The organism is Balneolales bacterium ANBcel1, assembly GCA_029688905.1.
GTDB lineage: Bacteria > Bacteroidota > Rhodothermia > Balneolales > Natronogracilivirgulaceae > SLLW01.
The window spans coordinates 29168-42291 of sequence record JARULB010000009.1; the positions used below are offsets into that span (position 1 = coordinate 29168).

General features: G+C 53.4%; 15 protein-coding genes and 1 tRNA gene. 8 read left to right on the forward strand and 8 right to left on the reverse strand.

Translation table 11 applies throughout. The features are described 5' to 3' along the window. Window positions 1–77 precede the first annotated feature (77 nt). From QA596_12055 to QA596_12090, 8 genes are all read left to right on the forward strand, one after another. Window positions 78–443: a hypothetical protein gene (locus tag QA596_12055; GenBank protein ID MDG5768191.1), complete on the forward strand. Its 366-nt coding sequence runs from the start codon at window positions 78–80 to the stop codon at window positions 441–443. After that, a complete protein-coding gene (gene prmC, locus QA596_12060) occupies window positions 440–1300 on the forward strand; it encodes a peptide chain release factor N(5)-glutamine methyltransferase (protein ID MDG5768192.1) in 861 nt (286 codons plus the stop codon). The genes QA596_12055 and prmC overlap by 4 nt, the downstream gene beginning before the upstream one ends. Before the next feature lie 389 nt (window positions 1301–1689). After that, window positions 1690–3192 (forward strand): chromosomal replication initiator protein DnaA, encoded by a 1503-nt coding sequence (gene dnaA, locus QA596_12065; protein ID MDG5768193.1) that lies wholly within the window; start codon window positions 1690–1692, stop codon window positions 3190–3192. A gap of 10 nt (window positions 3193–3202) precedes the next feature. After that, window positions 3203–3565 carry a dihydroneopterin aldolase gene (folB, locus tag QA596_12070; GenBank protein ID MDG5768194.1) on the forward strand — a complete coding sequence of 121 codons (363 nt, stop codon included), beginning with the start codon at window positions 3203–3205 and terminating at the stop codon, window positions 3563–3565. Beyond that, window positions 3550–4041 carry a 2-amino-4-hydroxy-6-hydroxymethyldihydropteridine diphosphokinase gene (folK, locus tag QA596_12075; GenBank protein ID MDG5768195.1) on the forward strand — a complete coding sequence of 164 codons (492 nt, stop codon included), beginning with the start codon at window positions 3550–3552 and terminating at the stop codon, window positions 4039–4041. Before folB ends, folK begins: the two co-directional genes overlap by 16 nt. Before the next feature lie 10 nt (window positions 4042–4051). After that, window positions 4052–4690 (forward strand): deoxynucleoside kinase, encoded by a 639-nt coding sequence (locus QA596_12080; protein ID MDG5768196.1) that lies wholly within the window; start codon window positions 4052–4054, stop codon window positions 4688–4690. A gap of 3 nt (window positions 4691–4693) precedes the next feature. Continuing rightward, window positions 4694–4936, forward strand: coding sequence for a hypothetical protein (locus tag QA596_12085; GenBank protein ID MDG5768197.1), 243 nt, complete (start codon window positions 4694–4696; stop codon window positions 4934–4936). 68 nt (window positions 4937–5004) lie between these two features. Next, a tRNA-Leu gene (locus QA596_12090) sits at window positions 5005–5088 on the forward strand. A gap of 137 nt (window positions 5089–5225) precedes the next feature. Here the strand turns inward: QA596_12090 and QA596_12095 are convergent. The 8 genes from QA596_12095 to QA596_12130 form a co-directional block, all read right to left on the reverse strand. Then, window positions 5226–6401: a type II and III secretion system protein gene (locus QA596_12095; GenBank protein ID MDG5768198.1), complete on the reverse strand. Its 1176-nt coding sequence runs from the start codon at window positions 6399–6401 to the stop codon at window positions 5226–5228. Between the two features lie 27 nt (window positions 6402–6428). Further along, window positions 6429–7280 carry a hypothetical protein gene (locus tag QA596_12100; GenBank protein MDG5768199.1) on the reverse strand — a complete coding sequence of 284 codons (852 nt, stop codon included), beginning with the start codon at window positions 7278–7280 and terminating at the stop codon, window positions 6429–6431. Window positions 7281–7316: 36 nt separating this feature from the next. Further along, window positions 7317–9005, reverse strand: coding sequence for a hypothetical protein (locus tag QA596_12105; GenBank protein MDG5768200.1), 1689 nt, complete (start codon window positions 9003–9005; stop codon window positions 7317–7319). An 18-nt stretch (window positions 9006–9023) separates the two neighbouring features. After that, window positions 9024–10238: an ATPase, T2SS/T4P/T4SS family gene (locus QA596_12110; GenBank protein MDG5768201.1), complete on the reverse strand. Its 1215-nt coding sequence runs from the start codon at window positions 10236–10238 to the stop codon at window positions 9024–9026. A 77-nt stretch (window positions 10239–10315) separates the two neighbouring features. After that, on the reverse strand, window positions 10316–11353 hold the full coding sequence (locus QA596_12115; protein MDG5768202.1) for a hypothetical protein: 1038 nt from the start codon (window positions 11351–11353) through the stop codon (window positions 10316–10318). 28 nt (window positions 11354–11381) lie between these two features. Beyond that, the gene (locus tag QA596_12120) at window positions 11382–11936 is read right to left on the reverse strand and encodes a hypothetical protein (protein ID MDG5768203.1); all 555 of its coding nucleotides are present in this window, start codon (window positions 11934–11936) and stop codon (window positions 11382–11384) included. Then, complete coding sequence (locus QA596_12125) at window positions 11933–12427, reverse strand: cyclic nucleotide-binding domain-containing protein (protein MDG5768204.1); 495 nt, start codon at window positions 12425–12427, stop codon at window positions 11933–11935. Before QA596_12125 ends, QA596_12120 begins: the two co-directional genes overlap by 4 nt. A gap of 87 nt (window positions 12428–12514) precedes the next feature. Next, window positions 12515–13000: a hypothetical protein gene (locus QA596_12130; GenBank protein ID MDG5768205.1), complete on the reverse strand. Its 486-nt coding sequence runs from the start codon at window positions 12998–13000 to the stop codon at window positions 12515–12517. Between the last annotated feature and the right edge of the window lie 124 nt (window positions 13001–13124).

Consider the following 13124-nt stretch of genomic DNA (forward strand, 5'->3'; position numbering starts at 1 on the left):
ATCCAAAAACGGATACTTCAGCGAGGATAACGCTTATTCCGCTTATATGGTATCCCGATCCGAAACCTGACAAAACAATGGCAACAGTTTCTCAATTCCAAATCTACGGACCCGGCAAAACCCTGAAAAGTATGGGTGCGGCCATGCAAAAAGAGACGCCTCACGTACATTATTTTACAAGAAGTATCGATGAACAGCAAAGCATCTGGGTTTTTTTGTACGAAGACCAGAATACTGCGGTTCAGAGCTCCCGTTGTGTGACATGCATTCTTTCTGAGTATCCTGACTCCTTGAGTTTGGAAATTGCCGATATCGGCAGACAAAGCGGGTTTCGCGGATCGCAGGGCCTTAACGAGGAGCCGGTCTACGACCAGTTGATTGATTTCATTCTCGATTACAGCAAGCAGTTCGGCCTGACTGTTCAGAACAAAGAGAGCGAGTGAGCAGCAGCGATAACAACAACGAGTGGGATGTGGTCCGCATGCTGGAATGGGGCACGGATTACTTCCGGGAAAAGGGGGTGCCTTCTCCCCGGTTGAGCATGGAGTGGATCCTCTCGGATGTGTTGAAGATCAGGCGGCTCGATCTGTATCTGGCATTTGACCGGCCTCTGACCTGTCGGGAGTTGGATGCCGTCAGACCGATGGTTAAACGCAGGGCCGAACATGAACCGCTGCAGTACATCACCGGCACCGCCGACTTCCATCAGCTCACTCTGCGGGTTACACCGGACGTGCTGATCCCCAGACCGGAAACCGAAGAGCTGGTGGAACGAATCCTGGAAGACCATCCGCCCGACACCGCACGCACCTTTCTGGACATCGGCACCGGATCCGGATGCATTGCCCTGGCCGTGAAGAAGGCCCGCCCGCAGTGGGAAGTCACGGCAATCGACCTCTCCGAAAAGGCGCTGGAGATCGCCCGGCAGAATGCCCGGGAAAACCGGCTTGATGTTGCGTTTGTCCATACTCCATTCGAGCCCTGGAAGCCCGGCCGCAACTGGGACATTATCGCCTCCAATCCGCCCTACATCCACGAAAACGAAATCCCGGATTTGGCCGAACAGGTGATCAAATATGAACCGCGTAACGCCCTGATTACCGAAGACATAGTGGACATATACCGCCGCCTGGCCGATTTTTGTGAAACCTTTCTCACTCCGGGAGGATCCTTCTATTTTGAGATAAATGAAGCACACGGAGAAGCCCTGCTCAAGACATGCGGCGAAAAAGCTCTAAAGTGCCGTCTTGCAAAAGACTATTCAAACAAAGACCGCTTTATTACAGGAGTTCGAAGCTGATTTGTGCTATTTCATTGTTTTTCAACGCATTACCTCATCCAACCAAGCAGGGGCCAATTTATTTACCTCGGGTGTTGAAAACTTGTTGAAAACTTTTGGCGCGGAACCGCCGCCTTTCTGAAACCTTATCGTTTGAATCCCAATATACGAATTTGCCTAATTTTGCCCAGCATACATTTTGAACATACCTCTCCGTATTTTACTAAATATCATTAATTTACCAGCTTATAATCAATGTGGATAAATAGGCCTTGCCGGATATACACAGAATTGACAAGTGTGCTAAATATTGCCATCTTCATTTCAGCCCGTCGTCAAAGCGCGACAGTAATTGTGGATAACCAGTACAGCCACACCTAAAAGTCAAGCGTTTTTTTTTAAATTTTTTAATGGCATTAGCAAAAAAATATCATACAGAGGAAAAAGGGAAAGAGGTATCGGCGGCCGGTGTATGGGCGGAGTGTCTTGAAATTATCCGGGATAACATTAATTACCAGAAGTATACATCCTGGTTCCAGCCGATCAAGCCGGTCGCATTAAACGACAAAACCCTGACCATTCAGGTACCTTCCCAGTTCTGGTACGAATGGCTGGAAGAACACTACTACAATATTATGCGATCCACGATATCAAAAGTACTCGGTGAGGGGGCCAGGTTTGAATATTCGATCGTGTTGGAAAAAGCGGAGCAGGAGAGTCAGGATTTATCGGTGAGAATGCCTCAGCGGTCGAACCCTCCCGTACAGGACAGCCGCAACCAGGACAGTCGGGGGGGAAATGGATTCAACAACGCCTATTCTGCGGATTCCATCCAGAACCCGTTTGTTATTCCAGGTATTCAGAAAGAGAAAATCCACTCCAACCTCAATGAGAGTTACGTTTTCAGCCATTTTATTGAGGGGGACTGCAACCGTCTGGCGCGGTCTGCTGCCATAGCCATCGCGGAAAATCCCGGAAAGAACTCCTTCAACCCGTTTTTTGTCTATGGCGGCGTGGGACTGGGAAAAACGCATCTGGTTCAGAGCATCGGAAACAAAATTCGCCAGGATTTCGGCGACAGGTACTCCACCCTGTACATCTCATCTGATCAGTTCACCAACGAATTCGTCCATGCCATCCGGAACAACCGGGCCCGGGAATTTTCCATGTTCTACCGGAGTATTGACGTACTGATTGTCGATGACATCCAGTTCTTCAGCGGCAAGGAAAAAACCCAGGAAGAGTTTTTCCACATTTTCAACGCCCTGCATCAGGAAGGCAAGCAGATTATCCTCACCAGCGACCGTGCGCCCAAAGACGTGCCCGATATCGAGGAGCGTCTGATATCCCGTTTCAATTGGGGTTTGAGCGCTGATCTTCAGATGCCTGATTACGAAACCCGCTACGCCATCCTCGAAAAGAAGTCCATTGACAACGGCATTGAATTTGACGGCGAAATATTCGAGTTCATCGCCCACAACTTCAAATCGAGCATACGCGATCTGCAGGGAGCGATCATCAAGCTTCTGGCCACCGCGTCGCTGCAGCGAATCGACAACATCGACCTGCCGATGGCCAAGCGCATCCTCAAGGATCTTATTAAAGAGACCAAGAAGCATATTTCGATCGAGAGTATCCAGCGCCTGGTCTGCGACTATTTCGGCATCGACCCGAACAAGGTCAGGGAAAAAACCCGCAAGCAGGAGATTGTCGAAGCCCGGCAAATCGCCATGTACCTCTCCAAGACCATGACCAAGTCGAGCCTGAAAACGATCGGGCTGCATTTTGGCGGGCGTGACCACTCCACGGTGATCCATGCCATCGGCTCTGTGGAAGACCGGCTCGAAACCAGTCCCAAATTCCAGCAAATCATCAAGGACATCCAGCAGCGTGTCGAGTTGGCCAGCATGTAACGGATCGGGTATGGACTGCATCACCATCAAAAACATGACCTTCCGGGGTCTGCACGGACATTTTCCGGAGGAGCGCCGGGACGGTAATGATTTTGAAGTGGATGTGACGATTTGGGTTCCGCTGCAATCCGCATCCCGTGATGACGAACTGGGACAAACGATCGATTACAGCCATGCAGCCGGACTGGTACGGGAGGTGATGGAGGGCCCGTCGGTCAGGCTCATAGAAACGCTGCTCTACCGGATCGGGGAGCAGCTGGCGACAACCTTTCCTGAAGCACATGAAATCGAGGTCGCGATCCGAAAGCTCCATCCGCCCATGAACCCATCATGCGAATACACCGAAGTCAGAAGCCGATGGCCCAGGCAGTAATAGCGTTAGGCTCCAACCTGGGCGACCGGGCGGCCCACATGTCCAAAGCCCGGGCCTTCCTCGGTTCGTTAAGCGAAAGCAGCCTGGTGGTATCGGCCATCTATGAGACCGAGCCCGTAGGCGAGGCTTCGACCCATATGTACTACAATGCCGTGTGCGCGTTTCAGACCCGGCTGGAACCGATGGAGCTCCTCGAAAAACTCAAGCGCTACGAGCAGGAGTACGGCCGGGATCCCTCCGCCCCTCGCTGGTCCAATCGGACGATCGACCTCGACATTATCGATTTCAACCGGGAAACCATCTCCAGACAGCGGCTTCAGGTTCCCCACCCGGAGTATACCCGGCGGCTTTTTGTATTGCTGCCACTTCAGGAGCTGTTCCCCGAATGGACCGACCTCCGGTCAGGTACGCCCATTTCCGACATGATCGCCTCCGCACCTAAAATTGATGTTTTTAAAAAAGGGGTAAATTGGTAGCTTTCCGTCCATGAATCAGTACGATTTCATAGCAATCGAAGGCGTGATCGGGGCAGGAAAAACCTCCCTGGCACGACTGCTTTCCGAACGCCACAACGCACGGCTGGTTCTGGAGCAGTTCGAGGAGAATCCGTTTCTGCCCGACTTCTACCGCGACCGCGAACGATACGCCTTTCAGACCCAGCTCGCTTTTCTTGCCAGCCGCTTCAAACAGCAGCAGGCCTTGCGCAGCCGCGACCTGTTCCAGGAAATGGTAATATCGGACTATCTGTTTGAAAAGGACCGAATTTTTGCCCGGCTTAATCTGTCGGGGGACGAGCTTGCCCTCTACGACAGCATCTATACCATTATGAACAGCATCGCCGCAAAAGCCGACCTGGTGGTGTTTATTCAATCTTCAGTGGACCGCCTCATGCAGAATATCAGTGACCGGGGAAGGCCGTATGAAAAGGAGATCAGCCGCTCTTACATCGAGGAACTCAACGACGCCTACAACCATTTCTTCTATCACTATACACGGTCACCGCTGCTGATTATCAATGCCAGCGAAGTGGACTTCGTGCAGGACAAACAGCAGCTCAAATACATTGAAGATCAAATATTTCTGGAGCCTATTCGTAGCAGTACTACACACATCACTCCCAGATAGCCCATGTTGCGTATCCTGCTTATTATTATCATCGCCTACCTGGTGATTCGCATCGCCCTGAGACTGTTGCTGTCGGAATCCCCCTCACAGCGCCGCAACCGGGTAAACAGTGCCGGAAACTACGGACAACCCAACGGAGATCCCCGCTTCAGCCGTGGCAAAAAAACCGGCCGCTCCCGTTTTGACCACATCGAAGACGCCGAATTTGAAGAAATTCCGGACAAATCGTCACGGAAGAAAAAATAACGGAACCCGGAGTGAAGCGGTTGCAAAAGTAGAGCGTATCATCGTATATTTGGAATCTACTCTCAAATGCCCTGGTGGTGGAATTGGTAGACACGCTATCTTGAGGGGGTAGTGCCTTAATTGGCGTGCTGGTTCGAGTCCAGTCCAGGGCACATAAGTAAAAAAAAGCCTTGCAGCTCAATTAGTTGCAAGGCTTTTTTTTGTTGCCGGTTTTTGGTGCGAGCCTTTTGGCGGATTTCTTCTCTTCCACTCACTCCCCGTCTGATACACCCGCAAAAACCGCTAGCTGTCAATCCAGCAATTCGAATTCCTCGCGCATTCCCTCGATCAGTTCCGGAACGGTGAAGAAGGTGCCTTCCAGCCGTTCCTGAAGGGTGGGTACCAGATTAGCTTCCAGAACCACAACCAGCTCCTGGACATTGTAATTCGTCGAACTGTATCCGAACAGGTATCGAAGTCCGAAGAACCAGCCCGGCAGATCCTTGAGAATCGGAACGCCGCGGCGCACTTTGGAGGTCTCGGTTTCGTAGAGGCCGCCGATCACGGTTGACTCGCCGCTCAGCATCAGTATCTCCGTATTGGCCTCCTGCTTATTGACCACCGTGCTTACGGCACCCGGAGCCGCAGTGCTTCTCTCGGCCTGCACCGTCATGTATATAAAGGGTTGGCCCTGGTGGTAGAGCACGTTGGGGGTCACTTCCAGAATGGTTCCGGTACTGAAAAACTCGTCGATCACATTGCCTGCAAAATCACGCTGGCGGATGGAAAAGTCCTGGCCCACCTGAATGCGCCCGGTCTCCCCGTCCATCACCTTGATGTTCGGCGACGAGAGCACCTCTCCCTTGTTACTCGACTCAAAAGCGTTGAAAAGAGCCGATATGTCCCATCCCGAGCTTCCGATATCATCCCAGTTCACCTCCACGCTGAAGGCATCTTCGGTCACCTGCGCGGCGGCGACGTTATCCACTCTGACCTTCCCGTTGTGCAGGGAGGTCCAGTCGATACCCAGTTCCCGTATCAGCTGCCGGCTTCCTTCGAAGAAGGTGGCCTTGATCTCAATTTCCCGGGTATTGAAATCAATGACTCGCTCACCGTTTCGGCGTACCGGCTCCGCTGCCTCCTGCCGCACCGGCTGCTCCACGATTTCGATCTGCCGCTCCCCCTCCCTCACTACAAGATTGTGATAGGACGCAATCCGGTCGAGGGCGTCGCGCCAGTGCAGCCTGGGAATCGGTACACCAATGGCTCCGCTGAAACCCGATCGGTCGACGATGGATTTGTTTCTGAAACGCTGGGAGAGCTCTTCGAAAACAACCAGCGCCTCGGAAAAAGGCACGTTCTCGGTCAGCACCACCAGTTCATCGGGGTGGGTGTACTCCCGTTGCGGCAGCTGATTTTGTCCCGTCGCGATTCCGGTTGCTGCAAAAACCATCACCCATGCCATAAACCCTGTTATATACCTCATCCGATTCTCCTGTTTCAGTGAAAGAAATTATTCCAAATTAAGTGTAACTCTGTCCACAATTCCGCCGCGGTTAAGCTGAAAGACCGCTCGCTGATCACCGGTGTCGATGCGCTGCAAATGGCCGAGATACACCGGATCGCCCACCGACAGCCTGCGCACCGCACCGCCCTGATCCTCGACCAGGATATAGCGGGTGGTCATCCCGACCATCGAGCTCTGATCCACGTCCACAAGGCCCCGTGTATTGGGTGGTACCGGATGGATCAGCGGATAGAAGGGATTGTGCCCGACATTGCCGGCAGAGGCGGGCAGTATCAGGGAAGCGGTATAGTCCAGACGGTCGTCCCGGTTGTAGTAGGCCTGGAGAGTCATCCGGAACTGGACACGGCTCAGCCGCTCGAGTTCTGTAATATTCCGAATCTCCACCGATTCAATTTTTATAATGGGACTTCCATGCTCAATGCGGTATATGAAATTGTAGAGGTTCCGGTAATATCCCTCCCCGTCGATGGTCAGATTCAGGTACCCGTAATCATCCTGCAGGACCGAGTCGCGGACCGAGTAGTTCAATTCGGTGAAAGAGATACCCCGGTTCAGCTGTTGCAGATAATCATACAGCCGGCCGGCACGGTTGTCGGTCAGCAGCTCTTTGGGGTGATTTTCCCGGATGTGGACCTGCCTCGCATACTCCATCGAAATATGGTCATACAGCCCGGCCACCTCGGCAAGTTCGGCGATGTCCTGCTCCCTCTGCTCGCGGGTCTCTTCAAGCTCAACCACCTTTGAGGCATACGTCAAATGAAGAACAAGCCACCCCCCGCCTGTAAACAGCACCAGTGCCAGGGTGAGTATCAAGGTATTTCGGATTCCGTAATTCATGGTCAGCTTTTGTAAAAGGTTAATTCCGTCTCCTGGTCAGGGCATCTCCCGGAACCCCGAAACATCTTCAAAATTAAATTCCGGTATATCGGGGTTGAAGCGTTCCTCATCCGACCTGAAATTGTTGACGCGAATGGTGAAATGGTAGACCGTAGCGCCGCGAATGGTCCCCTCCGTCACCTGAAATACATGGGCGTCGTCAAAAATTTCGGATACCAGCGGGATGCGATGCCGGTACAGGGAGTATCCCTGCAGATTCAGGTCGTTGCCGGCTGTCTGAAGTGACGTGATCCAGGTGTTCCTGATATCTCCCATCCCCTCGTTGAGCTGTTTTATGGTTTCCGACCACAGCAGGGTCTGTTCCGAAAGCCCGGTAATCCGTTCATTCATCTCCTGCAGAACCAGTTGCTGCTCCATCAGATGGTTCACCTCGGAGGCAATCGGCTGCAGTTCGGAGATTCGTGCTTCGCTCAAAGCCACCTGCCGTTCAAGCGACTCCTGCTGCGCGGAATAATCCTGATACCAGTGGTTGATCAGGAACGGCGTGGCGGCAATCATTGCGAGCAGCAGCATGCCGTGCCACTCCAGTTTGAACACCCGCTGGCGCTCGCGGACATACTCCGGAAGCAGTGAAAACGAAGGCCATTCGCCCGTATCCACGCCTGCCGCAGCCTGGGCCGCTCCGATAGCCGTGAGATAGGAGTTGAGCGCGTCAGGGTCGCCGGCCAGTTCCTCCGGCAACAGCAGTTTTTCCGGATCGGGTTCAAAAAGCTCCACTTCGGTATCACGGAACTTGTCCCGGAAAAAATCACGTGCCTGTTCACCCATTCCGGAACTGTGCACAATCACCAGTCGCTCAAGTGACGTGACGGTTCCCTTGTCGATTTCAAACAGGACTTTGCTGAAAAGCGTCTGCAGAATATTCCGGTTTTTGGCCCCTTCCCCGATGAGGGGCATCACCTGCACAATTTCACGGCCCTTCAGAAATACGATGCGGCTGGTCTTTTCGCCGATACTGATCAGACCGGTTGTCTCGTCGTCTGCCAGTTCGTAATGCGAGCGCATCAGGCCTGTCCAGATGGCCTCGTCGGGTAGCATCTCACTGATCAGCATTTTGCCTCTATAGCTGGTTCCGGCCAGCTCAACAAGGTTCAGCAAACTGGTATCCTGGTCGTATGAAACCAGCCATCCCTCGCCATTTTCCCCGACATCCCAGGTATACTGCTCGGTGGTTACGACCTCATTATAGATTGGTGCCAGCTTGCTGGTAAAAAACTCTTCCCTCTCCCGTTTCTTCATCCTGGCGGGCTGAACATCGCTGAGCGGCTGAAACACCGATCGTCCCTGGGGGATGTTGAGGCCCACATACACTCTTCGCCTCCCAAGATGGTGGAAAAACTCGGACACAACCTGATCGTTGCTCTCTTCTTCTGCGGTTTCGAAGACACTTCCGGAAAGATCCAGCCCCTCTTCATCTTCGTCGGTTTCACTTTCCTCCGAATAGGAAGGTTCCGGTTTGTCCGGCTGCCCCTCCAGGTTAAAAATATCCTCTTCCGAATCCTCTTTGGTCTCCTCCGGCTGTGATGCCGTCCCCTGATGTATCGTCTGGGGCAGGACCAGTGTCTTGACACTCAACAGCTCCAGCGCGCCTCCCGCTTTCCCCAGCCGCGCGGCGTAAATCCGGTTGCCGTCGAGGGCAAATCCAATATATTCCCTGGTAGCCAATAGAAACTCCTTTTTTAGTTATCTGAGCAGATCTTTCAATCGCTTTTTGTTGTTTGCGTAGTTCATTGCCTCGTCTACCGAGATCATATGCTGATCCACCAGCCGCTTGAGATCCTGCTCCAGGGTGTGCATCCCGTATTGGGACCCTTCGGCCTGCATCTGGTAGATCTCCCCCACATTGTTATTTCGGATGGCGGCCCTGACCGACGGTGTCGCGAGCATCACCTCTTTGGCCAGCACCCGTTTTCCGTCGGTGGTGGGAACCAGCTTCTGACTGACAACACAGGTAATGACATCCGCCAGCCTGTTCCGCACCCGTTCCTGCTCCCTGACCGGCACTTCACCGATAATCCGGTCAATGCTCTCCATCGCGGAAGCCGTATGCAGTGTGGAGAAGGTTTTGTGCCCGGAGTCGGTGATTTCGAGTGCGGCGAGAATGGTCTCGTCGTCGCGCAACTCCCCGATTACGATGATATCGGGATCCTGGCGCATCGCCTGTACCACTCCTTCCCGGAACGATGGCACATCCCGGCCAACCTCGCGGTGGCGGATGATGCTTTTGATCGGGGTATGCACCAGTTCCACGGGCGCAGAAATAATCACGATGTGGGCGGGTGATGTCCGGTTGTTGGCATCGATGATGGTATCAAGCGTGGAAGACTTTCCCGAGCCGGTGATACCGGTCACCAGTGTCAATCCGTATTTCAGGTAATTCAGGCTCAGGGCCCGGGCCACCTCGGGATGAAACTGCAGTGATTTGAACGGCCGGATCTCAGTGTCGATTCGTCGCATGTTCAGCGCCAGGTGCTCCAGGTCGAAATACATGTCGGCGCGAAAACGCCGGTCGGCTCCGTCATCGCTGCGAATGACGTACGAAAAATCGAGGTTGCGGTGCCGAAGCAGGTAATCGAGCTGGTCGTCACTGATGATGTTCAGCAGCAGCAGGTCGGTCTCCTCCAGCCGGTAGGAACCCGTACCCGGCACGGGCTTTTTGTTGCCGTGAATCCGGTACCAGACCTGACCGTTGCACCCGACCCCGCCGATATCAATATCCGACGCCTCGGCGGGTTCCATCCCCAGCAGATGATGCTCCAGCTCGGAGACGAGATGACCACGCATATCAGCCGGAAGATCCTCCAGCAGCTGTCGGATTTTTTTAAAGCGATCCACCCCTCTCACATGAGAGATCATGGTCTGAAGCTGCTGAAACACCCCCTCCAATTGTGAATTCAAAACCTGCGATCCCATAAAAAAGTGTCTTGTAAGGTCACCCGGAAACCGGATGCCCGCCCAAATAATTAAAAAAAACGTTAGTAGTAGATCCGGTCCACTACCATTCTTGTTTCATCAAAAATTCCGGATAGACTGTTGTTGATATTATTGAGTGCCTGGCTGCTGTACTGAATGGTGGCATTGCCGGTGAAGTAGGCATCGCTGCTTTCCGGGTCGTCAATTTCCAGCAGCGCGTTGTCGGAAAACATCATCGCACCGTACACATGCACATTCCCCCGGATGTCGAGTTCACCCTCGACCAGCACCAGGCCCTGGAACGCGAAATTTCCGCGAAAGTCCACTTTCGATCCTTCCGTAACAATCATGATGCCGGCGGCATTGACATTGTCGCTGACCTTGTTGTACCCGTCGAACAGCGTGATCGCCGGATACTCCACCGATCCCAGATCCGTCTGGCTCTGATAGACAGTTGCCTGTGTCTTGTACATTTCAAGAAACTCGAATACCGTCTGGGCGTTCATATCCTCCTTGTGTATGAAGTCTGGGTCTCCGGTGTATGATGCGTTCCCCTGGTGATTAATCAGGTAAGACTCCTCATCGACCGCGGCAATACCGGGAACCGCAGCCTCCGGACCCTCCGAACCATCGGGGTTGGTATCATATCCACTAATCTTCGCGTTTCCGCTCAGGTTAACTTCGGAACCTGTCCCGTAAAATCCAAGCGCGCCGTCCACCGGTGGTATAATGGTTCCTTCATTGACAAAAGCGAACGATTCGAACTCCCGCCCGTGCAGGGTATGGCCGGCTCTAACCCTTAAAAACCGGGGAGGAACTTCACCGGGGGCATCGTCGTGGGTATCTACATGCACATTGATATTCATACCGTCAACCGTAAACACCCAGGGCGGCGAACCGCTTAGCTGCTGGTCCTGGTCATGAAAAAGGCGGTTCAGGCCCAGTTCCAGGCCGATCCCGGTGGCATTGCGTGCCTGGTTGACCTCAAATGTCTGCACATTGCCTTCTGTGGCCGACAGCTGCCGCTGATAGACCGCTCTCTGGACCATGCCGAGAATGATCATCGAACCCAGACAAAGTATCAGCAGTGCGCGGCCCATGAAAGCAGTTGTTGGTGAAAGAAAACGGTCAGTGCAGGTGAAGCGGTGTAATTTCCGTGGTACGGGAGGAGCGTCCGAAGTGCCGGTTGTCGTACCCTTCGGCACTTTCCGTCACCAGCTCCAGTCGAATCTGCCGGATTTCGTCATATGTTGCGGGATCCGGCTCGAAGGTCTGGCGGTGTTCGTCAAGATACTCCAGTCGAAAACGGGTGACGCCGGCACTCACCATCTGTTGATTGCCGTCAACGATACGGTAAAGCGGGCTGATCGATGGGTTGTCGGGAGAAACCATCGCTCCCTGGTCGAACTGCCAGCGAATTTCGGTCGGGTCTTCATCGCCTTCAAAATGTGCCCTGAATCGGATCTGGTGGGAATCGGCGGCGACAACGGGTGCCGACTCCACCCGGTAGCCCATGGCCCGGAAATCTTCGGCAATCAGCTCCAGCACCAGCTCGGCGCGGATATCTGCCATACGGTACATCGTCTGCTCCCCTCCTGTCCGCGACACATGGTGATTCAGTGCCAGCAGCGACAGCATGATAAGTCCCGAAATGATGGAGCTGATGATGTATCCCAGATTCATGCAAGGCCTCCGGTGCAGTCAATGAGTTTTCGCTGGAGCCGGGCCACTTTGGAATTCATGGCCGTCAGCCGTTTCTGCTGGATCTCCAGCAGATTCATAATAAAGAGCTTGAACACCCGCTCCGGGCGGGTTCGGAAAAAGCGCAGCACAGCGTCCCGCTCAAAACGGATCATGGCACAGTCTGTCTCGGCCTTGACCGTTGCGATCCGGAATCCGTTGCTGAAAAGGAACGTTTCACCGATAAAATCGCCGGCGTCCAGTTGTGCCACCTCGATCCCGTCTTTCCATATGCTAAGCTTGCCGTCGGTGATCAGCCATGCATCGCTGATTTCATCCGAACTCTCCGACAGGATGATTTCACCAGCCGGATAGGTCTCCAGATCCCCTGTCATCAGAAAACCCCGGAAATCCTCCGGGGCAAACTTTCTGAGCAGGGCGGGAACATTCTTCAGTATCTGCTGGACCCTTTCGTGATTAAGCAGGTTTGTCATGACTCCTTCCCCCTATTTTCCAATATGCGCCCGGTACCATGTACCGTAATGTTATTCGATATGTGATGTCGTTTGCTGCCCATGGTGTCAAAAGTAAGTTTTAACATATTGCAAACGAACGCTTTGCTCCGATTGCAGCGGCCTGACCCTCGCGGTCAGCTGCTTGCTGAATGTCGGGTGCTGCACAACTTGAAACGGAGGCTCCGGTTCCACGTAGGTGACGGTCACCTCCAACTCATAAAACCCGAGGCTCGTCTCCACCGTATCCCGGTATCCGTGAAAGTGGTCGAAAACGGCAAAATCGCCGCGGCTCATATGCTCCGCCGCACCCAGCTGTTGCCGAAATCCGCCGGGGAGCGTTTCCGGATCCACACCGGTCAACAGCACCTCGTCAAATGGCTTGCTTCGGGCTTCATCTACGATAGACTGTGCCAGCGCGATGCCCGTGTTCTCATATTCATGATCCACGATCATCTGGTCGCTGTGCACCACAAAGTGATTTGCCTGTAAAACCAGTACAGAGAAAATCACAATGGAGGCCATCGCAAAGAAAAGGTCCGAAACGTCGCTCATCAGCTGTTCCTTTCTGTTTTCGTTTCACTACCGTGTTGCTGCTGATGCCCGTCCGGCATCCTTCTGCCTCTTCGACACCCGGCGGGACATGTGCACTGTCATCCTGTTATCGGCTGTGTGCTGT

Coding starts and splice junctions, on each gene's coding strand:
- QA596_12115 (MDG5768202.1), bottom strand. CDS start 11,353: ATGGGCCGCGCACTGCTGATACTTTGTCTGGGTTCGATGATCATTCTC.
- QA596_12080 (MDG5768196.1), top strand. CDS start 4,052: ATGAATCAGTACGATTTCATAGCAATCGAAGGCGTGATCGGGGCAGGA.
- QA596_12100 (MDG5768199.1), bottom strand. CDS start 7,280: ATGAATTACGGAATCCGAAATACCTTGATACTCACCCTGGCACTGGTG.
- QA596_12130 (MDG5768205.1), bottom strand. CDS start 13,000: ATGAGCGACGTTTCGGACCTTTTCTTTGCGATGGCCTCCATTGTGATT.
- QA596_12055 (MDG5768191.1), top strand. CDS start 78: ATGGCAACAGTTTCTCAATTCCAAATCTACGGACCCGGCAAAACCCTG.
- QA596_12120 (MDG5768203.1), bottom strand. CDS start 11,936: ATGAATCTGGGATACATCATCAGCTCCATCATTTCGGGACTTATCATG.
- folB (MDG5768194.1), top strand. CDS start 3,203: ATGGACTGCATCACCATCAAAAACATGACCTTCCGGGGTCTGCACGGA.
- QA596_12095 (MDG5768198.1), bottom strand. CDS start 6,401: ATGAGGTATATAACAGGGTTTATGGCATGGGTGATGGTTTTTGCAGCA.
- dnaA (MDG5768193.1), top strand. CDS start 1,690: ATGGCATTAGCAAAAAAATATCATACAGAGGAAAAAGGGAAAGAGGTA.
- QA596_12125 (MDG5768204.1), bottom strand. CDS start 12,427: ATGACAAACCTGCTTAATCACGAAAGGGTCCAGCAGATACTGAAGAAT.
- QA596_12085 (MDG5768197.1), top strand. CDS start 4,694: ATGTTGCGTATCCTGCTTATTATTATCATCGCCTACCTGGTGATTCGC.
- folK (MDG5768195.1), top strand. CDS start 3,550: ATGGCCCAGGCAGTAATAGCGTTAGGCTCCAACCTGGGCGACCGGGCG.